Source organism: Cellulomonas fulva (assembly GCF_018531375.1).
In the GTDB taxonomy this organism is placed as follows: Bacteria; Actinomycetota; Actinomycetes; order Actinomycetales; family Cellulomonadaceae; genus Cellulomonas; species Cellulomonas fulva.
Window position 1 is genome coordinate 2,643,068 of the sequence record NZ_JAHBOH010000001.1, and the last position, 21,104, is coordinate 2,664,171.

Here is a 21,104-nt window from a genome sequence, read left to right on the forward strand (position 1 = left end):
GTCCGTTAGCGTCGGGCCATCGACACAGGACCTCGGTCCCGTGCACCCGGCGCCACCGTCGCCGTCGCAACGGCACCGCTGGGCCCGCCCACCGGTCGCCGCTCCAGCAGCGACGAAGGGGGGCCCGTAGTGACCACCACCACCTCGTTCGACCGGCTCGTGCTCGAGCCACGCCGCACCGACCAGCCGCTCGCCCGGCCGGCTCGCTCCCGCGAGACCCACGCCGCGCAGAGCCCGTCGCTCGTCCTCATGGTGCTGCTGGCCAGCGCCGGCATCGTCGTCTACGCGGTGTTCCTGCTGAACCCCGCGAACCGTGGCGACTGGCTGCCGTACGCGATGGTGATGGCCGCGGAGACCGTGCTCGTGGTCCACGCCCTCCTGGCGATGTGGACGGCCCTGTCCGCGTCGCACGACCCGCGCGGCTTCTCCTTCCACCACGCGCAGGACCGGATGTACGACGTCGCGGACATCGTGCGCGCCCGGGCGGAGGACCGCCCGCACGAGTGGACGGTGTTCCTGCGCGACCGCGCGGTGACGATCGACGTCTTCATCACCACCTACGGCGAGGACGTCGACACCATCCGGCGCACGGTGACCGCCGCGCTCGCGATGCAGGGCGCCCACCGCACGTGGGTGCTCGACGACGGGCGCTCCGACGAGGTGCGGGACCTGGCCGCCGAGCTCGGCGCACGGTACGTCCGGCGCCTGTCCAGCAACGGCGCCAAGGCCGGCAACCTCAACCACGCGCTGTCGATCGCGAACGGCGAGCTGTTCGTGGTGCTCGACGCGGACTTCGTGCCCCTGCCGACGTTCCTGCACGAGACCGTGCCGTTCTTCGCCGACGACACGGTCGCGTTCGTCCAGACGCCGCAGGCCTACGGCAACCTGCACACGACGATCTCGAAGGGCGCCGGCTACATGCAGGCGGTGTTCTACCGCTTCATCCAGCCGGGCCGGAACCGGTTCAACGCGGCGTTCTGCGTCGGCACGAACGTCGTCTTCAAGCGCGCCGCCATCGACTCGGTCGGCGGCATCTACTCCGACTCCAAGTCGGAGGACGTGTGGACCTCGCTCATGCTCCACGAGAAGGGCTGGCGCACGGTCTACATCCCCGAGACCCTCGCCGTCGGGGACACGCCCGAGACCATCGAGGCGTACTCGAAGCAGCAGCTGCGCTGGGCCACCGGCGGCTTCGAGATCATGCTCACCCACAACCCGCTGTCGCGGAAGCACCCGCTGACGCTCGACCAGCGGCTGCAGTACACGGTCACCGCGACGCACTACCTCACCGGCATCGCGCCGCTGCTCCTGCTGCTGGTGCCGCCGCTGCAGATCTACTTCGACCTCACGCCGATGAACCTGACGATCACGCCGCTGACGTGGTTGCTCTACTACTCCGGGTTCTACGTCCTGCAGATCGTGCTCGCCTTCTACACGCTCGGGTCGTTCCGGTGGCAGGTGCTCCTGCTGGCGTCGGTGTCCTTCCCCATCTACACGCGCGCGCTCGTGAACGCCGTGCTGCGGCGGGACCAGGCGTGGCACGTCACGGGCAAGAAGGGCGCGTACCGCTCGCCGTTCGCGTTCATCGGCACCCAGCTGCTCTTCTTCGAGCTCCTCGCGCTGACCACGGCCGTCGGGCTGTGGAAGGACGTCTCGAACGGCTACCCCAGTCTGGCGGTCGCCTGGAACGCGACCAACACCCTGATCCTCGGCGGGTTCGTCCTGACCGCGTGGCGCGAGGCGCGCGCGGGCCGACGAGCGGCGCGCGAGGCCCGGGTGCCCCGCGGTCGGCGCACGGTCGCCGCCCTGACCACAGGAGGTGCGGCATGACCTGGCGCGTCCGGCTCAAGCTCGTCACCGGCACGGTCCTCGTGCTCGTCCTGGCGGCTCTCGCCACCTACCACGTCAACCAGACCCGCGGCACGGCCGTGAGCGACTCGGCCCAGATCCTGGGGCAGAGCTACGTCGTCGGGACGCCGTACGCCGGCCTCGTCGTGGACCAGGTGGTCCAGGCGGGCGACGAGGTGCACGAGGGCGACCCCCTCTTCGTCGTCGACTCGACCGCCCTCGAGCGCGACCTGTCGCTCGGGACGGTGAGCACCGCGGGTGCCGCCACCGAGATCGACGACGACGGCAACCTCGTCGTGCTCGCCACCGACGACGGGACCGTGACCGACGTGGTCGCCACGGAGGGCACCTTCGTCTCCGCCGCGGACCACCTCGCGACGGTCCAGCGCGCGGGCACGCTGTACGTGCAGGCGGAGTACACGTTGTCCGCCAAGGAGTACGCGCGCGTGCCCGACGAGGCGGCGGTCACCATCGTGCTGCCCAACACGGCGACCGTCGCCGGGCACGTCGACCGCATCGAGGTCACCACGGTCGCCGGGCAGGCGCAGGCCGTGGTCACGGTCGTCAGCGACGAGCTCGTGCAGGGCGACCAGAGCGGCCTGGTGACCTCGGGCACGCCCGTCGACGCCCGCCTGGCGCTGCGCAACGACGGGATGGTGACCACCGTCTCCGACGCGGTCACGGGCTACGTCCGGGGGATCTTCGGGTGACGGCCCGCGCGCGCTGGCTGGGGCTGGTGGTCGTGCTCGTCGTCGCGGTCGGCTCGGTGCTGGTGCTCGCCGCGGCCGACCGCACCCGCGGCACCGCCGCGACGGCCGGGCCCGACGGCGAGCCGACGCCGGCCGGTCCGCCGCCCGGCCCGCCCGACGCGACCGTGCCGCAGGTCGACACCGCGGCGCTCGTCGCCGCCGTGCCGCAGCGGGAGGTCGCCCGCCTGCCGGACGCGCGCGTGGCCGAGGACGTCCTGCCGCAGAGCAACCGCTGGTACAGCGGCCTCGTCTTCGGCGACCAGCCCGTGTTCGCGACGCCGCTGTCGTTCGCGGTCGAGGGGCCGGGCTTCACGATCGGGCTCCCGCAGCCGGTCGCCTCCGCGACCACGGTCGCAGGCCCGCACGTGGCCGCGCTGACCGTCGACGTCGGCGCCGCGAGCTACCGGGTCAGCGCCGCGGACCCGGTCGCCGTCACGCTCGAGCTGCTGGACGACGCGGACCGCGTCCTCGGGCACGTCGCGCTCGCGGAGGGGTCACCCGTCGTCACGTTCACCGCAGCGCGTGACGTCACGGTCCGCACGACGACGGCCTCGGGCGCGCTCGTCACGGACCAGGGACCGGACCAGGGACCCGACCAGGGATCGGACCACGGACCCGCGACGGCGTCGGGCGACGTCGCCGGCACCACGTGGGGGCTCGTCGGGCCCGGGTACGACGAGGGCGCGAGCCGGCTCCGCGAGGGCGACGTCGTCGGGTGGTATGCGCTGCCCGCGGACGCCTCGTCGGCCGCGCAGGACGCGCTCGCCGCCGCCGCGCAGCACCCGGTCGCGGGCGTCGACGTCACCTACGGCGTGGACGACGAGGTGGCGCGCACGACGCTGACGTACCGCACGGGTGGTGCCGCGGCCTACGTCCTGAGCCCGCACCACCGCGTCGGCACCCAGCCGGAGCGCGCCGGGTGCGGCCTGGGCGAGTACGCGAGCGTCGGGGGCGCGCTCGAGCTGTGCGCGGGGAGCGTGCTGACCGCGTACGCGCCCGTCACGACGGCCGTCGACGTCCCCGACCTCGACGGCGTCCCCCGGGGCCGGCTCGACGAGCTGCGCTCGACGCTCGCCGCCGACGTCGCCGCGACCCCCGCGTTCCCGTCGGACACCTACTTCGGGGGCAAGGCGCTGTTCCGGGCCGCGACGCTCGTCGTGCTCGGGGAGCGGCTCGGGGCGGACGACGTGGTCGCGGACCTGCGCGTCACCACGGAGTCGGCGCTGCGGGAGTGGGCGGAGCCGGACGGCTGCGAGCGGCGCGACGCGCGCTGCGTGGTCTACGACGCGTCCGCGCGGTCCGCGATCGGGCTCACCCCCTCCTTCGGGTCCGACGAGCTCAACGACCACCACTTCCACTACGGCTACCTGCTCGCGGCGGCGGGGCTGCTCGCGCAGGACCACCCGGCGCTCGCGACGGACCTCGCGCCGGTGCTGGACCTGCTCGCGGCGGACGTCGCCGCGGCCACGCCGGGCGCGGACCTCCCGCAGCTCCGCTCGTTCGACCCGTACCAGGGCCACTCCTGGGCGTCCGGGACCTCGCCGTTCGCCGACGGCAACAACCAGGAGTCCAGCTCGGAGGCGGTCAACGCGTGGAACGGGCTGGGGCTGTGGGCCCGCGCGTCGGGCAATGACGCGCTCGCCACCCAGGCCGCCTGGCTGCAGTCGACCGAGTCGGCGGCGGCGCGCGCCTACTGGACCGACCCGACGGAGGTCGACGGGTTCGACCACACGATCGTCTCGCTGGTGTGGGGCGGGAAGCGGGACTACGCGACGTGGTTCAGCCCCGAGCCGGCCGCGATCCTCGGCATCCAGCTCATCCCGATGGGCCCGGCCCAGCGCGCCACGGCCACCGGGGTGGACCCCGAGCAGATCCTCGCGGCCGTCGACGAGGCCGCCGCCGGCGGCTACGACGTGCAGTTCGGCGGCTACCTCCTGGCGTACCGCGCGCTGGCGGGGCGGTCCGAGGCCGACGACGCGTGGGACGCGCTCGTGACGGCGCCGGACGTCGCGATCGACGACGGGACGTCCCGCACGGCTCTGCTGGCGTTCGTCGCCGACGCGGCGACCTGACGGCAGGGCGTCAACCGCGCGGTGCGCCGGCCGGTCCGTCCGAGGCGGTGCCCTCGCGGCTGTCGGGTGCCGGCGCGTCGTCTGGCGTCTCGGAGATGACGGGGGTGGGGGAGACCGCCTCGTCGTGCAGGGTGGTGGGAGCGCCTGCTCCGGGGCCGCGCCACGAGGCGACGAGCCGCGCGACGATCGTCACCAGGAACACCTGGCCGACGAGCGCCTCGAACGTGGCGAGCCCGCGCCCGGCATAGCCCGCCGCGGTGAGGTCGCCGTAGCCGAGCGTCGTGAGCGTGGTGAACGAGAAGTACTGCAGCGCCCGTCCGTCGGCGACCTGGTCGCCGGCGAAGAACGGCGGGTCGAGCCACGCGATGACCCCGAACACGTGCGTGAAGCACATCCCGATGAGGAGGTAGCCCGACAACGCGGCCGCGATCGACCGGAGCGTGACGGTGCGTTGCTCGAGGACGCGCGCGAGCACGACGACGAGCGTGAAGAGCAGGACCAGGGCGAACGTGACGTCGATGATGCCGAGGGCGTCGGCGCGCGGCAGCACGACGAGCGCGCCCACCGTCACGACCAGTCCGCCGCCCGCGACCACCTGCACGGTGCGCTGGAGCCGCCGCGAGGGGCGCGAGGTGCGTACCGCCAGCACCAGTGCGGACACGGTGAGCGCGGCGGTGACCACCTGGGCCCACACCGCAGTGGTGACGGCGAAGAGGACGTAGCACACGGCGAGGAGCACGAGCACGACCCCGTACAGGTCCGGCGCGACGGGACGGCGCGCCCGGCCCGTCCGGCCGGCCCCGGGCCGCGAGCGCGCGCCGTCACCGGCCGTCGCGCCCGATCCCGGTCCCGCTGCTGCCGCTTCCGTCATGCCGACCCTCCGTCGCTCAGCCGGACGGTACCGCGATCCGCGGTCCGGTCAGGCGCGTTCCCACGCGGCGACGGGACCGGGCACCACGACGAACGACGGGTGGGGACGCACCGACGTCGCCCGCAGACGAGCCGCCGCCTCGGGTGCGCGGGCGTCGAGCTTGGCCAGCAGGTGCTCGCGCTCGTGCGCGAGCTGGCCGTCCGTCACGACGAGCAGGCTCACGGCATCGGGGTGGGTGGGGCGGCCGGGTGGGTCGGTGGGCGATCCGCCCGGGCCGTCGGCGGGTCGTCGTACGCGGATCCGGCCTCGGTCGAACCGGTACCCGCGCAGGTCGGCCTCGTCCGCGAGCGCCTCGAGGTACCGGCCCGCGGTCGCCAGCGGGACGGGCGCGGCGCGGAACCGCTCGAGCTGCGGGTGCCGGCTGTAGCCGCCCTCGGGCCGCAGGAGGACAGCCTGCGCGAGCAGGGCCTCCCGCCAGCACGCCACGAGGCCGGCCTGGTCGAGGTGCTCGGGGTGCAGCGACCAGAGCCGCACGGTCAGCCGATCGCCGCGATGATCAGGCCCTGCGTGATGGCGAACCCGGCCACCAGGTTGAGCCACAGGAACCGCCGCCAGCCGCGGTTCGCTCGTTCGCACTCGTCGTCGGTCAGGTCCCGGTAGGGCGCGATCGAGACCAGGTAGGCCACGGGGATCACCGCGGCGAGCGCGGCGGGCAGACCGGTGGTCGCCATGAGGAGCGCGGCGAGCGCGTACCCGCCCATCGCGAGCCGGACCGTGCGCCGGGCGCCCAGGACCGTGGCGACGGACGCGATGCCCGCGCCGCGGTCGGCGCGCACGTCCTGGACCGCGCCGAACGCGTGCGACGCGCACGCCCACGCGAAGAACGCGAGCAGGGTGGCGACCACGGGCCAGGTCATCGCACCGCCGGCGAGCACGACGCCGAGCACGGCCGGGCTGACGAAGTGCGTCGCGGACGTCGCGGAGTCCAGGCCCGGCCGCTCCTTGAACCGCAGGTGCGGTGCCGAGTACGCCACCACCGCCGCGACGCTCACGGCGAGGACCACCACGGCCCAGGGCTCGTCCGCGCGCAGGGCCAGCACGACGAGCGCGACGACGAACGGTGCGGTCGTCGCGACCGACCAGGCGATGACCGTGCGGTGCCACCGCACGTCCAGCACCACGCCCTCGATGCCGCCCTTGCGCGGGTTCGCGACGTCCGACTCGTGGTCGTAGACGTCGTTGATGCCGTACATCAGCAGGTTGTAGGGGATCAGGAAGAACAGCGTCCCGACGACGAGCGCGACGTCGACGCCGCCGCCCGCGAGCAGGTACGCCGCCGCGAAGGGGTAGGCCGTGTCGATCCAGCTCAGCGGCCGCGACGTTCCGACCAGCTGGCGCAGCCCGGAGGGCCGCCCGTCGGCGGGCGCGGGAGCGACGTCCGCACTCATGCCGTCGCCTCCGTCCGGTCGACGTGCGCCGGGGTGAGCAGCGCGTGCAGGGCCGGCAGCAGGAGCGCGGCGGCCCAGGGCCACGCCAGGTCCTCCACGGGGGTGAGCCACAGGCGCGGGCCGAGGAGCGACGCCTCGTCGTACCGGAACAGGTCCGCGGCGATCATCGCACTGTCGAACACGACCGTGAGGACCGACAGGACGGCCCCGGTCGCGATGGCGACGACGAGCAGGGCGGCCCCGCGGCGACCACGGCGCCGCTCGGTCGCGGCCGCCACGGTCAGCACGGCGGCGGACACGGCGAGGAACGGCACGGCGAGGGCGACGTAGGTCATCGGCGCACCTCCCCGGCGACGCGCTGCTGCGCGCCGCGCTCGTCGTGGCCGTCCGACGCCCCCGACGCCCCCGGACCCGGCGGCTGCGGTCCCGGCACCTGCGGCCGCACGCGTGCCGGCGGCAGCGCGGACGCGAGCGCCGGCACCCGGGCGACCGCGGCGGCGACGACGAGGGTGACGTGGCACAGGAACGCGACGAACACGATCTCCTCGAGCGGGAGGTGGTCGACCACCCACACGCCCAGCAGCGCGCCGGAGTCGCCGCGTCCGTAGAACCCCGCACCGATCGCCAGCAGGTCCCATGCCAGGAAGAACGCGACCCCGAGCGCGACGACGGCGAAGGACGTGCGGCGGCCGCGCGCCGACCGCTGCCCCAGGGCCAGGCGCCACCGCAGGTCAATGGTCAGGACCCCGGCCCAGGACACGAGCAGGCAGAGCAGGTAGGCCCCTCTCACGGGTGCACCCCCGCGGCATCGGCCGGCGTCGGGTCGGGACGTGCCGGGTCGGGTCGGGTCCGGCCGGGCCGGGCCGGGCCGGGTCGCGGCTCCGGCAGCGGTCCGCTCGACCGGTCGCCCCGCAGGCGCTTGGCGACGAGCTCCGCGCTGATCAGGCACATGGGCAGCCCGATGCCGGGGATCGTCGACCCGCCCGCGTACAGCAGCCCGGCCACGTGCGCGGACGCGTTGCGCCCGCGCAGGAACGCGCTCTGCCGGAGCGTGTGCGCCGGTCCCAGCGCGCCGCCGCGCCACGAGTGCAGGTCGCGCGCGAAGTCCCCGGGACCGACGGTCCGCCGCACCACGACGCGCTCGGCGAGGTCCGGCACCCCCGCCCAGGTGGAGATCGTCGCGATGGCCGCGTCGGCGACGCGCTCGACCACCGGGTCGCCGGTCCCCGCGATCCCGCCGGCCCCGAGGCCCGGGTCCGCGGGCACGGGGACCAGCACGAAGAGGTTCTCGTGGTCCGCGGGCGCGGTGCCGGGATCCGTCCGCGACGGCGTGCACACGTAGAACGACGCCGGGTCCGGCACGCGCGCGCTCGCGCCGAGGACGGCGTCGAAGTTCGCCCGCCAGTCGCGTGTGAAGAACATCGAGTGGTGCGCGAGCTGCGGCACGCGTCCGCGGACGCCGAGGTGCACCAGGACGGCACCCGGTCCGGGGTCGCGCCGGTCCCACCAGGACTGCGGGTAGGTCGCGAGCTCGTCGGGCAGCAGGCGGGTCTCGAGGTGGTGCAGGTCGCCCGCGCCGACGACGACGTCGGCGGTCACCAGGCTGCCGTCGGCGAGCTCGACGCCGACGACCCGGGCCGCTCGGTGCCCGGACCCGAGACCGGGGAGCCGGCCCGTGCGGGCGCCCCGCGCGCCGTCGTCGGGAGCCGTCCGGACGGCGGTCACCTGCTCGCCCGTCCGGATGCGCACGCCCGCGCGCTCCGCGACGCGGACGATCGCGTCGATGACCGCGCCGAAGCCGCCGCGCGGGTAGAGCACGCCGACGTCGAGGTCCGCGTGGCTCATCAGGTGGTACAGGGCGGGGGCGCGCTCGGGGGACGTCCCCAGGAAGACGGCGGGGTAGCCCAGCACCTGGCGCGCGCGCGGGTCGCGGAACCGCCGGGCGACGAGACCCTCGAGCGAGCGCCCGAGCAGCGGCGCCAGCCGCGGCGCGGCGCGCAACACCTCCGGGTGCAGCAGCCGCGTCGGACGCTCGAAGCTCGTGTAGAGGAAGCGGCGCAGCGCCAGGTCGTAGGCCTCGCGCGCCGACTCGAGGTGCTCGCGCAGGCGCGGCGCGGACCCCGGCTCGAGCACCTCGAACGCCTGCTCGGCGGCCCCGGTCCGGACGTCGACCCGCGGAGCGGCGCCCGCGACCGCCGGCTCGAAGAACACGCGGTAGGCCGGGTCGAGGCGGACCAGGTCGAGCTCGACCTCCGCGCTCGTGCCGAACAGCCGGAAGAAGTGGTCGAAGACCTCGGGCATGAGGTACCAGGACGGGCCCAGGTCGAACGTGAAGCCGTCCTGCTGCCACGTGGCCGCGCGCCCGCCGATCCGGTGCTGCTGCTCCAGGACCTCGACGTCGTACCCGTCCCGGGCCAGCAGGGCCGCGGTCGCGAGCCCGGCGATGCCCGCGCCGATGACGGCGGCCCGCATCAGCGCCACCCCGCCGGGAGCAGGGTGCGGGCGACCACGACCGCCTTCGCGGGTGCCGGCACCCGCACGCGCTCGCGCGCGATCGTCGCGGCGGGCGTCCGGCGCAGCCGGGCCGAGAGCGCGGCGAACAGGCCGTGCGCCGCCAGGACCGCGCGCCGGCTCGAGCGGGGGAGCGCGGCGATCGCGCGGCGGGCGGCGGCCAGGTCGGCGTCGACGTCGTCGAGCAGCGTGTCGCGCTGCGCGTCCGTGAGGGCCGCCGGGTCCAGGCCGGGGAAGTAGGCGCGGCCCAGGTCGTCCCGGTCCGCGGCGAGGTCCCGCAGGAAGTTCACCTTCTGGAAGGCCGCGCCCAGCCGGCGCGCGCCGGGGGCGAGGGTCGCATACCCGTCCGACCGCATCGCGGGGGTCGCGTCGGGCGCCGCGACGAAGATGCGCAGGCACATCAGCCCGACGACCTCGGCTGACCCGTACACGTACTCGTCGAACGAGCGTCCGTCGTGGCTCGCCACGCCCAGGTCGGTCCGCATCGAGGCGAAGAAGGGCTCGACGAGGTCGGCGCCGATGCCGTGCTCGCGTGCCGTGCGGGCGAACGCGTGCACCACCAGGTTCGCGGAGAAGCCCGTGCGCAGCGCCTCGAGCGTCTCCTCCTCGAGGGCGTCCAGGTGCCGGGCGCGCTGCTCCGTCGTCAGGCCGAGGTCGGGCGCGTCCACGATCTCGTCGGCCACGCGCACCAGTCCGTACACCGTGCGCACGTGCCCCCGCACGGGCTCGTGCAGCAGCCGGCACGCGCGCCCGAAGGACGTCGAGTACTCGCCCACGACGGTGGCGGTGGCGGTCGCGGCCGCGTGGTCGTAGCGCGCGGCGCCGGTCAGGGGGGTCATGCGGCACGCCCCTCACGGGTCCGCACCAGGCGCTCCACGTCGGCGAGGACGGAAGCGGGCAGGCCGGCCGCGAGGGTGAGCTCCCGCGCGGCCCGCAGGTGCTGCTCGACCAGCACCTCGACGGCCTCGCGCGAGCCGCACCGCTCGAGCTCGGTGCGCAGCAGCTGCGCGTCGGCGGCGGTCAGGGCGGGATCGCCGAGGTGCGCCGCGATCCGCGGCCACGCGCTGGTGGTGCGGGCGTGCGCGACGAGCGCGGTGAGCTTGCCCTCGCGCAGGTCGCCCAGCGTGCTCTTGCCGGTGACAGCCTCGTCGCCGAAGACGCCGAGCAGGTCGTCCCGCAGCTGGAAGGCGATGCCGAGCAGGCGTCCGACGCGCTGCAGCTCCGCCGTGGTCCGCGCGTCCGCTCCCGCCAGGACCGCGCCCGCGCACAGCGGCAGGCAGAAGGAGTAGGCCGCCGTCTTGAGCTCCGTGACGGTGAGGACCTCGGCGAGCGTCGGCGAGTCCACCCCGAGCGCGAGCCGGACGTCCTGCAGCTCGCCGGCCGCGGACGCCCCGACGGCCCGGTCGAGCAGGTCCAGGAGCGCGGCGACGACGCCCGGGGCCGCAGGCGTCGTGGCGAGCAGGCGGGTCGCGCCGACCAGGGCGAGGTCACCCGCGAGGATCCCGGCCGCGCGCCCGTAGCCGCGCGCCGCCGGGCCGGGCGCGCCTGCGTCCACGCCGCGCCGGGTGAAGGTCCCGACGACGTTCGGCCGGCCGCGCCGCACGTCGTCGTCGTCGATCACGTCGTCGTGCATGACGAACGCCGCGTGCAGGAGCTCGACGGCGTCGGCGACGTGCAGGACGGCGGCCGGCCCCGCATCGGGACGGCCGTCCCGGCGGCAGGCCTGGTACGCCGCCGCGACCAGCGCGGGCCGCAGCCGGCGTCCGCCGCGCGTCGCGTCGCCCAGCGCGTCCCACAGCGCCGCGAGCTCCGGGTCGTGGTCCACGTCCGTCCCGGGTCCCGCGGCCAGGAACGCCTCGAGGGGTCCCGGGTGCGCGCCATGCTGCGGTAGCGCCGCTGCGTGCGGGTCCGGCGCCTGGACGCGGGGGCCGGGCGGGGCCCAGGTGGCGGTCATGCGCGCGCGTCCAGCGGCGGCTCGTCGAGCTCGGCGAGCGCGTCCACCTGCTCGACCAGCCACGGGCTGAAGGCCCACGGGGCGGCCCGCACCGCGCGCCCCATGTCCTGGGTCGTGACCCAGCGCAGGTCCATGACCTCGTCCTCGGCCGGGACCGGCGTGCTCGTCGTCGTCGCGAACCAGACGGGGCAGACCTCGTTCTCGACGACCCCGTGCGCGTCGACCGCGCGGTAGCGGAAGTCGGGGAGCATCAGGGCCAGGTCCTCCAGCTCGATGCCGAGCTCGTCGCGGCCGCGCCGTCGCACCGCGTCGGCCGGGTCCTCGCCCGGGCGCGGGTGCCCGCAGAAGCTGTTGGTCCAGACCCCGGGCCAGCTCGCCTTCGCGAGCGCGCGCCGGGTGAGCAGCACCATGCCGTCGGGGCGCACGACGTGGCACGAGAAGGCCAGGTGGAGCGGGGTGTCCAGCCCGTGGACCGTGGCCCGCGGCGCCGTGCCCACCGGGCGGGCGTGCTCGTCGAGGAGCACCACCTCGTCGTGCAGGACGTTCACGCTCATGCTGTCTCCCCGTCCGCCGACGCCTCGCCGTGGCTAGCCAATCTAGGCCACTATCGCTAGCCAATCTAGTGACTTGCAGGACTAGTATCCGCGTCATGACGGAGCCCGCAACGGGAGCGCCCTACTGGTACGGCGATCGCGAGGTCGTCGCCGTGCTCGAGGCGCTGCGCGAGTTCCGCCGCGCGGACCAGGACATGCGCCGGCGCGCCGCGGCCGGCATGGGGATGAACGAGACGTCGATGCGCGCCCTCCAGGTCGTCGTCGCGGCGGAGCGGCAGGGCCGCACGGTCTCGCCCCACCACCTCGCGCGTGCGCTGGGGATCTCGACCGCGTCGACGACGAAGCTGCTCGACCGGCTCGTGGCGTCCGGCCACCTGGTGCGCTCGCCGCACCCGCACGACCGGCGTGCGGTGGTCGTGACCGCGACGCCGCACGCGCACAGGGAGATCCGCGACCGGCTGGCCGCCATGCACCAGCAGATGGCCGATGTCGCGGCCCGGGTGCCGGCCCGCTCGCGAGCGCCCGTGCGCCGGTTCCTCGAGGAGATGGCGGGACTGCTGGACGCTCAGGACGCCGCCCCGCTGGAGCCCGCCGCGGACGCGGTCGACCTCGCCGCGGCGGACTAGCTCGACGAGCCGGCCGCGGTCGGCGCCGGCCCCGTCGAGCCGCGCACCACGAGGTGCGTCGGGACGACGACGTGCTCGGGCTCCGCGGCCGACGAGCCCTGCGCGTCGATCGCGCGCTCGATCGCGTGCGCCGCCGCGCGGCCCTTGGCGTCCAGGTCCTGCCGGACGGTCGTCAGGGGCGGGGTGACGGTGCGGGCGAGCGGGGAGTCGTCGTACCCGATGACCGACAGGTCGCCCGGCACCCTCAGCCCGAGCTCGTCCGCGACGCGCACGACGGCCCAGGCGACGAGGTCGGAGAAGCAGAGCACCGCGGTCGGCCGGTCCGGGAGCGTGAGCGCCGTGCGGGCGGCCGCGAGCGCGTCCTCCTCGAGGTTGTCGTCGAGGTTGACCGCGACGACGTCGGCGCCCGCGGGACCGAGCACGCTCATCCAGCCCTCGACCCGCTCGCGCGAGACGTAGCCCACGCCCGCGGTCGCCGCGTCGGGGGCGACGCCGCGCGGCTGGCCGTGCGCGGTGGTGAGGATCGCGATGCGGCGGTGGCCGAGGTCGAGCAGGTGCTGCGCGGCCGCGCGTGCACCCGGGCGGTCGTCCAGCAGCACGCTCGACGCACCCGCGACCGTGGGCGCCTGGTCGACGAAGACGAGCGGGAGCCGTCGGCGCTCGAGCCAGTCGAGCGCCTCGGTGTCGCCGGCGCAGGCGTACACGAGCGCGGCGTCCATGGGCACGTCGCGCGCGGCGACCCGCGGGCCGTTCGTCGTCGTGGCGGGCAGCAGCGAGAGCGCGAGGCCGGTGGGCGCGAGAGTCTCGGCCACAGCCGCGAAGAACTCGGCCGCGATCGGGTCGCGGAACGCGCCCTGCGAGTCGGTGAAGAGCACCCCCACCGCACCGGCGGAGCCGCGTGCCAGCGCTCGCGCCGCCGGGTCCGGGCCGACGTAGCCGAGCTCCGCGGCGGCGGCGAGGACGCGCTCGCGCAGCTCGGCGGACAGCTGGTCGGGCCGCGAGAACGCGTTCGAGACGGTCATCCGGCTCACGCCGACCCGGTCCGCGACCGTCTGCAGCGTGACCCGGCCCACGATCCCCTCCGCTTCCCGCTCGCCCGCGCCGACCCGGGGGAGGGTGGCCTCGCGGCCAGCGTAGGCGAGCGGGAGGGCCGTCGGGATCACCGCAGCGCGGCGCGCTCGGGGCGCGGCGCGAGGACGTCGGCCACGTGGTGCAGCGCACGTGCCGTGACCGACCGGGTGGCGCGCGTGGCGCGCGCGGTCCGGTGCGGACGGCTCCGGTCGGGCACGACCGGGGCGTCGGGCAGGGCGCTGCGGGACTGGATGAGGGCCGCCCGGCGGGAGTGCAGCAGGCTGAGCGGCGGCGGGTTCATCGACATGGTTCCTCCTGTACCGGTCCAGAACTGTACCGCTAAAGTAGCGCGTGCTTCTGTAGCGGTCAAGAGGAACCGCGCGGCGGTTGCTCTCGTCCGGATGACGGGCCGGCCCCGGGGGCTTCGACACCCCGAGGACGCAGGCAGCGTCGGCGTGGGGCGGGTGGAATCCTGGTGAGTGCGGTCACAGCGAGCCCGTCCTGGCCGGTCGGGGCGCCCGACGCCGCTAGTGTGCGGTGAACGGTGTGCCGACGCGGAAGGGGCGCAGGGTGACGCGCGAGCAGACGACGGGTGAGCCCGCCACGTCTCGGACGCGCTCGTGGACCCGCCGCCACCGCGAGCTGCTGCGCGAGCTCCTGCTCGTCGTCGGCCTGTACGCCGGCTACTCGGCGACCCGCCTCGCCGCCACGGGCGCGTGGGACGTGGCCGCCGACCACGCGCGCACGATCCTCGACCTGGAGCGCACGCTCAACCTCGACATCGAGCACGCGGTCAACACCTGGGTCTCGACGCAGCCCTGGCTCGAGATCGCGACGTCGTACTGGTACCAGTCGATGCACTACCTGGTGACGCCGACGCTGCTCGTCCTGCTCTTCTTCCGGCGCCCGCTGCTCTACCGGCCCGCGCGCACGGCACTCCTCGCGGCGACCTTCGTCGCCCTCGCGGGGTACGTCTTCCTCCCGACCGCTCCGCCGCGGCTGCTGGGTCAGTACGTCGACACGGTCTCGGAGAGCGCCGCGCACGGCTGGTGGCCGTCCGCCGCCGAGCAGGCCGCCATGGGGGCGAGCTCGGTGACCAACCAGGTCGCCGCGATGCCGTCGATGCACGTGGGCTGGGCGATGTGGGTGAGCCTGGTGCTCGCCACGCTGACGCGCCGGTGGTGGCTCAAGGCGCTCGCCGGGTGCTACGTGCTCGCCACCACGTTCGTCGTCGTCGTCACCGCCAACCACTGGATCCTCGACGCCGTCGCCGGCGCCGCGATCGTCGTGGCCTGCTGGTGGTTCGCCGGCCGCAGCCACGGGCTGTGGGCCCAGCGCGGACGGGTGGAGGCCGAGCTCGACGGCCTGGTGGCGACCGTGCGCGCGCCCGCCGCCGACGCGCCCGGCACGCGCTCGCTCGCCGGGGCGGCGGAGCCGAAGCCCGAGCCGGACCCGGACGAGCCCCGGCGCTGACCCCGGCGCCGACCCGCTCGACCGACCCCGACCCCGCGTCCACGACGCGGCGCACCCGGGCGAGATCTGTGGGCGGAGGCCGTGCGCGGGCTCGTCATGGCATACCGTGCTCGTGACCGAGCGCGCGCACGACGACGAGCCCGCGCGGCCGACCAGTCCAGGGCCCCACCTGGACGTACGCGGAGGTGGACGATGACGGAACCGGCACCCTTGACCCCGCCCCTGACGCTCGAGGCGCCCGCGCCGCTCGCGCCCGTGGCGACCACGCAGGCGCCCGCCATGGCACCGCGCGTGGAGGAGGCCGCGCTCCCGGGTCTCGACGCCAAGGTCGACTCCTACCTCCAGGGGCTCGCGGCGGCGCAGACCGGCTCGCCCGAGTTCGCCGCGAAGGCGGACGACGTGCGGCTCATGGGCGACGCCGAGATCCGGGCGTCGGCGGAGACCTCCAACCGGCTGCTGCAGATGCCCGTCCGGGAGCTGCGCGAGGGCGGCGTCTCGGGCACGTCGCAGGTGAGCGCGTCGCTCCTCGACCTGCGCCGCACGGTCGAGGACCTCGACCCCTCGGAGGCGAGCTTCGGCAAGAAGCTGCTGGGCCTCCTGCCCTTCGGCGACTCGATCACGGACTACTTCCGCCGCTACGAGAGCGCGCAGAAGCAGATCGACGCGATCGTCCGCGCGCTCTACAACGGTCAGGACGAGCTCCGCAAGGACAACGCGGCGCTCAACCTGGAGAAGCAGCACCTGTGGGCGACGATGGCGCGCCTGAACCAGTACGTGTACGTCGCCGAGCGGCTCGACGCGCGGCTCTCGGCCCTCATCGCCGAGACCGAGCTGAGCGACCCGGCGCGCGCCAAGTCGCTGCGCGAGGACGTGCTGTTCTACGTCCGCCAGAAGCACCAGGACCTGCTGACCCAGCTCGCCGTCTCGATCCAGGGCTATCTGGCGACCGACATCATCATCAAGAACAACCTCGAGCTCATCAAGGGCGTCGACCGCGCCACCACGACCACGGTGGCTGCGCTGCGCACCGCCGTGCTCGTCGCCCAGGCGCTGAACAACCAGAAGCTGGTGCTCGACCAGATCACCGCGCTGAACACGACGACGTCCGCGATGGTGGCCTCGACCTCGAAGCTGCTGCGCGAGCAGTCGGTCGCGATCCAGTCGCAGGCCGCCGGGTCGACGCTCGGCCTGCCCCAGCTGCAGCAGTCGTTCAACGACATCTACGCGACGATGGACGCCATCGACGACTTCAAGGTCAAGGCGCTCGACTCGATGTCCCAGACCATCGGGGTGCTGGAGACGGAGACGACGCGGGCGCGCGAGTACATCGACCGGGTCTCCCAGGCCGACCGGACGAACGTCGCGGACAGCCCGCTCGACATCGGCTGAGCGTGGGCGCAGGGGCGAGGGCGGGGACAGGGGCAGACGTCGCGATGGGCTGGTGGGACGACCTGACGGATCGGCTGCGCGGGGGGCGCGAGCCGGAGCCCGTCGCCGTGCCGGCGCCGCCGACCGGGCAGGAGATCGTCGCGGCGGTGCGGCGCGTCGAGCAGGACATCGAGGGGCGGGTGCCCGCGGCGGTGACGGCGCGCGTCGCCCGCATCTCGCGCGTGGTGCAGGACATGGTGCCGCGGCTCGACCGGCCCGGGATCGGCAGCCGCCAGGCGCACACCGTGGTCGCGACCGCGACCAGCTACCTGCCGGAGGCCGTGGGGTCCTACCTGCGCCTCCCGCGCGACTTCGCCGACCGCCGCGTCGTCGCGCAGGGGAAGACCTCGCTCATGCTGCTGTGCGACCAGCTCGACCTGCTCGGGGTGACGCTCGCGAAGATCTCCGACGCGGTGTCCCACCAGGACGCCGACGCGCTGGTCGCGCACGGGGCGTTCCTCGCCGAGAAGTTCGGCACCTCGTCCCTGGAGCTGCCCCCCGGCGGGCCGGCGGTGGCGTCGTGACCGCGGTCAGCGCGTTCCGTGCGGCACTGGACGACCTGGTGGTCGCCGGCCGCGCGGCCGGCCTGCCCGAGGACGACGTGCGCGACGAGGGGGAGCGCCTCGCCGCCGCCGTCGCCGAGAACGTGCCCGGTGCGCCCGCCGCGTGGGGCCGCGCGCTCGGCGTCGCCGGCGTGGGGGAGTTCTTCGACGCGGCGTCCTCGGCGCGCCGCTGGCGGACCGCACCGACCGACCTGCTGGCGCACCTGGTCGCGGACGGCTCCGCGCAGGCCGAGGCCTATGCGCGCGCCCTCGGCGCGGTCACGTCCGCCGCGTGCGACCTGGGCGACGCCTCGCTCGACGTCATCGCGCGCGCCTCGACGACCGCCGCCGTGCACCTGCAGGCGGCGCGCACGGTCGCGCCGCCCGCCGTGCCGGCGGACCCGGGGGCCGCCGCACGGCCCCTCGCCGGCCCGGACCGGCGCCGGGACGCCGTCCCGGCGGCGGCCGGTCCCCGGTCACCGGCCCGGCGGGACCGGTCGGGGGTCGCGCGTGCCGAGACGTCGGCCGAGACGGAGGCGGCGACCGAGGCCGGGACGGCGGTCGAGCCGGAGGAGGCCGAGCCCGAGCGGTCGCTCGAGGAGCTGCTCGCCGAGCTCGACAGCCTCGTCGGGCTCGAGCGCGTCAAGAAGGAGGTGCGCGAGCAGGCGCAGCTCCTGCGCGTCGAGCGGCTGCGCACGGATGCGGGCCTGACCCGGCCGACCATCACGCGGCACCTGGTGTTCCTGGGCAACCCGGGCACGGGCAAGACGACGGTCGGGCGCCTGGTCGCGGGGATCTACCGCGCGCTCGGGCTGCTCGGCAAGGGCCACCTGGTCGAGGTCGACCGGTCCGAGCTCGTGGGCGGCTACCTGGGGCAGACCGCGAGCAAGACGACCGAGGTGGTCGGCACGGCGGTCGGCGGCGTGCTGTTCGTCGACGAGGCCTACGCGCTCGCGGGTGACCAGTACGGGGCCGAGGCGGTGAACACGCTGGTCAAGGACATGGAAGACCACCGCGACGACCTCGTCGTGATCGTCGCGGGGTACCCGGGGCCGATGGCGCGCTTCCTGGCGACCAACCCGGGTCTCGAGAGCCGCTTCGCCACGACGATCACGTTCGACGACTACTCCGACGAGGAGCTGACCGCGATCTTCCGGCTCGCCGCGGAGCGGGCCGACTTCGCGGCTCCGGAGGCGACGCTCGCGCGGTTCCGCGAGATCGCCGGCACGCAGCTGCGGCACGAGGGCTTCGGCAACGGCCGGTGGGCGCGCAACGTCCTGGACCGGGCGATCACGCGGCACGCGTGGCGCCTGCGGGACGTCGCCGCGCCCACGCTCGACGAGCTGCGCACGCTGCTGCCCGAGGACCTGGTCGAGCCCGAGCCGTCCGACGAGCCCGAGCCGTCCGACGAGCCCGAGCCGTCCGACGAGCCCGAGCCGTCCGACGAGCCCGAGCCGTCCGACGAGCCCGAGCCGTCCGACGAGCCCGCGCGGTCCGACGAGCCCGAGCGGGGGACCGCGCAGCCCGACGTGCCGGTCCCGGTGCCGTTCGCCGCCGCGCAGCACGAGGCGCGAGACCGGACCGACGACGCGCACGACGAGACGCACGACGAGAAGGAGCCCGCGTGACGCAGCCCGCCTCCGCGCCGCCGCCCACGGCGCCCGCGCGCCGACCCGGGTCCCCGGGTGCCGTCGCCCCCGCGAACCGCGGCGTCGCGACGCGCGCCCCCGCCACGCCGCCGGTCCCGTCGCCCGCCGGCGCGGGCGCCGTGGCGCCGCGCACCGGCGCCCTCAGCCGGACGCCGGGCCGACTGCGGCTCGCGGCGGCGATCGCGGCGCTCGCGTGCCTGGCGATCGCGGTCGCAGGCCTCGTCGGCGGGCTGGTGCAGTCGTCCGCGCTCGGCGACGCGGTCGCCGACACCGACCAGCAGGTGCGCGCGCTGGGCGTGCGCAACGATCTCGTCGCGGCCGACGCGACGGCGACCAACGCGTTCCTGGTCGGCGGGCTCGAGCCGGTCGAGCAGCGCGCGCAGTACGACGAGTCGCTGACGGCGGCCGGGGAGGGCCTCACCGCGGTGGCTGGCGCCAACGGCGACGACGCGGCGTCGCTCGGTTCCGTCAACGCCGGGGTGAGCACGTACGCGGGGCTGGTAGAGCAGGCCCGGGCGAACAACCGCCAGGGGTTCCCCGTCGGCGCGGCGTACCTCGAGACCGCGTCGCAGGAGCTCCGCGACGTCGTCCTGCCGGGCCTCGACGGCGTGGCGCAGGCGAACGACGACCGCGTGGAGTCGGCGTTCGACGCGGCCTCCCTCGCGCAGCTGGCGCTGATCGTGCTCGTCGTCGGAGCCGTGGTGCTCGTCGTCGTGCAGGTGTGGCTGGCCCGGCGCGTGCACCGTCGGCTGAACGTCGGCCTGCTCGTCGCGACCGTGCTCGTCGTCGTGGCGGGGTTCACGCTCTTCTCCAGCCTGCAGGCGGGCGCGCAGACGGCGCGCGACGTCGAGGCGGGCAGCTACGGGCGCACGGTCGCGGTGGCGCGGGCGTTCTCGCTGGCCAACGACGCGCGCGCGATGGAGTCGTTCACGCTGATCAAGCGCGGCTCCGGCCAGGCGTACGAGGAGGCCTACCAGGCCGCCGTGGCGGAGGCCGGTGCCGACCTCGCGGCCGCGGAGGGCACGGGCGCGCCGGTGACCCAGGCGTTCGACGCCTGGACGGCCACGCACGACGAGATCCGCGAGCTGGACGACGCGGGCCGGTGGGACGACGCGGTCGCGCGCGCGACCAGCACCGAGGCCGGCTCGCCCAACGCGACGTTCGACGCGTTCGCGCAGCTCGCCGAGCAGAGCGTCGCCGACGCCGGCGACGCGGCGTCCGCCGACCTCGAGGGGGCCGCGTCCGGCGCCCAGCGGGTCGCCTGGGTCGCGCTCGTCGCGGGCGTCCTGGCCGCACTGGCCGCCCTGTGGGGGTTCAGCGCCCGACTGAAGGAGTACCGCTGATGACCGTCCGCACCGCGCGACGTCCCGCGCTCGTCGGGGTGCTCGTCGGGCTCCTCGCGCTCGCCGGCTGCACGGCGGGTGCACCCGACGCCGCGCCGGCCACCCCGCGGGTCCAGGAGCAGCCCGCCGCAGCCCCAGCCGCTGACGAGCCCGTCGAGTGCGACGACCTGACGTCGTCGTACCAGCCCGCGAAGGACGAGCTCACGGCGGACAACGCCACGGTCGACGAGATCCGCGCGCGCAAGGTGCTGCGGGTCGGCGTCTCGGCGGACACGCTGCTGATGGGCTCGCGCAACCCGATCTCCGGGCAGATCGAGGGCTTCGACATCGACATGCTCCACCACGTCTCCGAGGCGATCTTCGGTGACCCGGACCGGCTGCAGCTCCGCGTGATCACCTCGGGCCAGCGGCTCGAGGTGCTGGAGAACCACGAGGTCGACCTGGTCGCGCGCGCGTTCTCGATCACCTGCGAGCGGTGGGAGTCGATCGCGTTCTCGGCGGAGTACTTCCACGCGGGGCAGAAGGTGCTGGTCACCCGTGACTCGGACGCGACGCGGATCGAGGACCTCGCGGGTCGGCGCGTCTGCGCGCCGGACGGCACCACGACGCTCGACCGGCTCGCCGACTACCCCGAGATCGAGGCCGTGGCGGCGCCGACGCACACGCAGTGCCTCGTGCTCTTCCAGCAGGGGAAGGTCGACGCCATCACGGGTGACGACACGATCCTCGCCGGCTTCGCGGCCCAGGACCCGTACGCCAAGGTCGTCGGCGACGCGATCAGCGACGAGCCGTACGGCATCGGCGTCGCCGCGGACCAGGTGGACCTGGTGCGGTACGTCAACGCGGTGCTCGACGAGGTGAAGGCGGACGGCCGCTGGAAGGCGTCGTACGGGACGTGGCTCGGCGCGCTCGGCAAGGCGCCCGCGCCGCCGGCGTCCGTGTACGGGCGGACGCCGTGACGGACC

At 75.2% G+C, this 21,104-nt stretch carries 21 protein-coding genes; 10 read left to right on the top strand and 11 right to left on the bottom strand.

The genetic code is table 11. The features are described from left to right. Positions 1–129: 129 nt before the first annotated feature. The 3 genes from KIN34_RS11715 to KIN34_RS11725 are packed head-to-tail and all read left to right on the top strand — an operon-like array spanning position 130 to position 4,669. A complete protein-coding gene (locus KIN34_RS11715; protein ID WP_214350680.1) occupies positions 130–1,830 on the top strand; it encodes a glycosyltransferase family 2 protein in 1,701 nt (566 codons plus the stop codon). After that, complete coding sequence (locus KIN34_RS11720) at positions 1,827–2,558, top strand: HlyD family efflux transporter periplasmic adaptor subunit (RefSeq protein WP_214350683.1); 732 nt, start codon at positions 1,827–1,829, stop codon at positions 2,556–2,558. Before KIN34_RS11715 ends, KIN34_RS11720 begins: the two co-directional genes overlap by 4 nt. Then, positions 2,555–4,669, top strand: a complete 2,115-nt coding sequence (locus tag KIN34_RS11725; RefSeq protein WP_214350686.1) for a glycosyl hydrolase — start codon at positions 2,555–2,557, stop codon at positions 4,667–4,669. The genes KIN34_RS11720 and KIN34_RS11725 overlap by 4 nt, the downstream gene beginning before the upstream one ends. 10 nt (positions 4,670–4,679) lie before the next feature. Here the strand turns inward: KIN34_RS11725 and KIN34_RS11730 are convergent, their stop codons facing one another. Genes KIN34_RS11730 through idi form a run of 9 tightly spaced genes read right to left on the bottom strand, consistent with a single transcriptional unit; the run spans position 4,680 to position 12,007 of the window. After that, entirely contained in the window at positions 4,680–5,540 is an 861-nt protein-coding gene (locus KIN34_RS11730) for a potassium channel family protein (protein ID WP_214350689.1), read from the bottom strand. A gap of 48 nt (positions 5,541–5,588) precedes the next feature. Beyond that, positions 5,589–6,074, bottom strand: a complete 486-nt coding sequence (locus KIN34_RS11735; protein WP_214350692.1) for a pyrimidine dimer DNA glycosylase/endonuclease V — start codon at positions 6,072–6,074, stop codon at positions 5,589–5,591. Between the two features lie 2 nt (positions 6,075–6,076). Continuing rightward, on the bottom strand, positions 6,077–6,988 hold the full coding sequence (locus tag KIN34_RS11740; protein WP_214350695.1) for a prenyltransferase: 912 nt from the start codon (positions 6,986–6,988) through the stop codon (positions 6,077–6,079). Next, the gene (locus KIN34_RS11745) at positions 6,985–7,323 is read right to left on the bottom strand and encodes a lycopene cyclase (protein ID WP_214350698.1); all 339 of its coding nucleotides are present in this window, start codon (positions 7,321–7,323) and stop codon (positions 6,985–6,987) included. The genes KIN34_RS11740 and KIN34_RS11745 overlap by 4 nt, the downstream gene beginning before the upstream one ends. Further along, positions 7,320–7,778 carry a lycopene cyclase domain-containing protein gene (locus KIN34_RS11750; RefSeq protein ID WP_214350701.1) on the bottom strand — a complete coding sequence of 153 codons (459 nt, stop codon included), beginning with the start codon at positions 7,776–7,778 and terminating at the stop codon, positions 7,320–7,322. Before KIN34_RS11750 ends, KIN34_RS11745 begins: the two co-directional genes overlap by 4 nt. Beyond that, on the bottom strand, positions 7,775–9,460 hold the full coding sequence (crtI, locus tag KIN34_RS11755; RefSeq protein ID WP_214350704.1) for a phytoene desaturase family protein: 1,686 nt from the start codon (positions 9,458–9,460) through the stop codon (positions 7,775–7,777). The genes KIN34_RS11750 and crtI overlap by 4 nt, the downstream gene beginning before the upstream one ends. Further along, entirely contained in the window at positions 9,460–10,338 is an 879-nt protein-coding gene (locus tag KIN34_RS11760) for a phytoene/squalene synthase family protein (RefSeq protein ID WP_214350706.1), read from the bottom strand. Before KIN34_RS11760 ends, crtI begins: the two co-directional genes overlap by 1 nt. After that, a complete protein-coding gene (locus tag KIN34_RS11765) occupies positions 10,335–11,453 on the bottom strand; it encodes a polyprenyl synthetase family protein (protein WP_214350708.1) in 1,119 nt (372 codons plus the stop codon). Before KIN34_RS11765 ends, KIN34_RS11760 begins: the two co-directional genes overlap by 4 nt. Next, positions 11,450–12,007 (bottom strand): isopentenyl-diphosphate Delta-isomerase, encoded by a 558-nt coding sequence (gene idi / locus KIN34_RS11770; RefSeq protein WP_214350710.1) that lies wholly within the window; start codon positions 12,005–12,007, stop codon positions 11,450–11,452. Before idi ends, KIN34_RS11765 begins: the two co-directional genes overlap by 4 nt. Before the next feature lie 95 nt (positions 12,008–12,102). Here idi and KIN34_RS11775 point away from each other — a divergent pair, with 95 nt between their 5' ends. After that, complete coding sequence (locus tag KIN34_RS11775; RefSeq protein WP_214350712.1) at positions 12,103–12,633, top strand: MarR family winged helix-turn-helix transcriptional regulator; 531 nt, start codon at positions 12,103–12,105, stop codon at positions 12,631–12,633. On the opposite strand, the gene KIN34_RS11780 is transcribed toward KIN34_RS11775, so the two are convergent. Then, a complete protein-coding gene (locus tag KIN34_RS11780) occupies positions 12,630–13,706 on the bottom strand; it encodes a LacI family DNA-binding transcriptional regulator (protein WP_214350714.1) in 1,077 nt (358 codons plus the stop codon). The two genes, KIN34_RS11775 and KIN34_RS11780, sit on opposite strands and share 4 nt — an antisense overlap. An 86-nt stretch (positions 13,707–13,792) precedes the next feature. Continuing rightward, positions 13,793–14,011, bottom strand: a complete 219-nt coding sequence (locus KIN34_RS11785) for a hypothetical protein (RefSeq protein ID WP_214350716.1) — start codon at positions 14,009–14,011, stop codon at positions 13,793–13,795. Between the two features lie 263 nt (positions 14,012–14,274). Here KIN34_RS11785 and KIN34_RS11790 point away from each other — a divergent pair, with 263 nt between their 5' ends. From KIN34_RS11790 to KIN34_RS11815, 6 genes are all read left to right on the top strand, one after another. Continuing rightward, positions 14,275–15,177 (top strand): phosphatase PAP2 family protein, encoded by a 903-nt coding sequence (locus KIN34_RS11790; protein WP_214350719.1) that lies wholly within the window; start codon positions 14,275–14,277, stop codon positions 15,175–15,177. Between the two features lie 192 nt (positions 15,178–15,369). Then, positions 15,370–16,566 (top strand): toxic anion resistance protein, encoded by a 1,197-nt coding sequence (locus KIN34_RS11795; protein ID WP_214350722.1) that lies wholly within the window; start codon positions 15,370–15,372, stop codon positions 16,564–16,566. Between the two features lie 44 nt (positions 16,567–16,610). Beyond that, a complete protein-coding gene (locus KIN34_RS11800) occupies positions 16,611–17,129 on the top strand; it encodes a hypothetical protein (protein WP_214350725.1) in 519 nt (172 codons plus the stop codon). Continuing rightward, positions 17,126–18,775 carry an AAA family ATPase gene (locus KIN34_RS11805; RefSeq protein WP_214350728.1) on the top strand — a complete coding sequence of 550 codons (1,650 nt, stop codon included), beginning with the start codon at positions 17,126–17,128 and terminating at the stop codon, positions 18,773–18,775. The genes KIN34_RS11800 and KIN34_RS11805 overlap by 4 nt, the downstream gene beginning before the upstream one ends. After that, positions 18,772–20,139 (top strand): GlnX family signal transduction membrane protein, encoded by a 1,368-nt coding sequence (locus KIN34_RS11810; RefSeq protein ID WP_214350730.1) that lies wholly within the window; start codon positions 18,772–18,774, stop codon positions 20,137–20,139. Before KIN34_RS11805 ends, KIN34_RS11810 begins: the two co-directional genes overlap by 4 nt. Continuing rightward, positions 20,139–21,098 carry a glutamate ABC transporter substrate-binding protein gene (locus KIN34_RS11815; RefSeq protein WP_214350732.1) on the top strand — a complete coding sequence of 320 codons (960 nt, stop codon included), beginning with the start codon at positions 20,139–20,141 and terminating at the stop codon, positions 21,096–21,098. Before KIN34_RS11810 ends, KIN34_RS11815 begins: the two co-directional genes overlap by 1 nt. Positions 21,099–21,104: the final 6 nt, after the last annotated feature.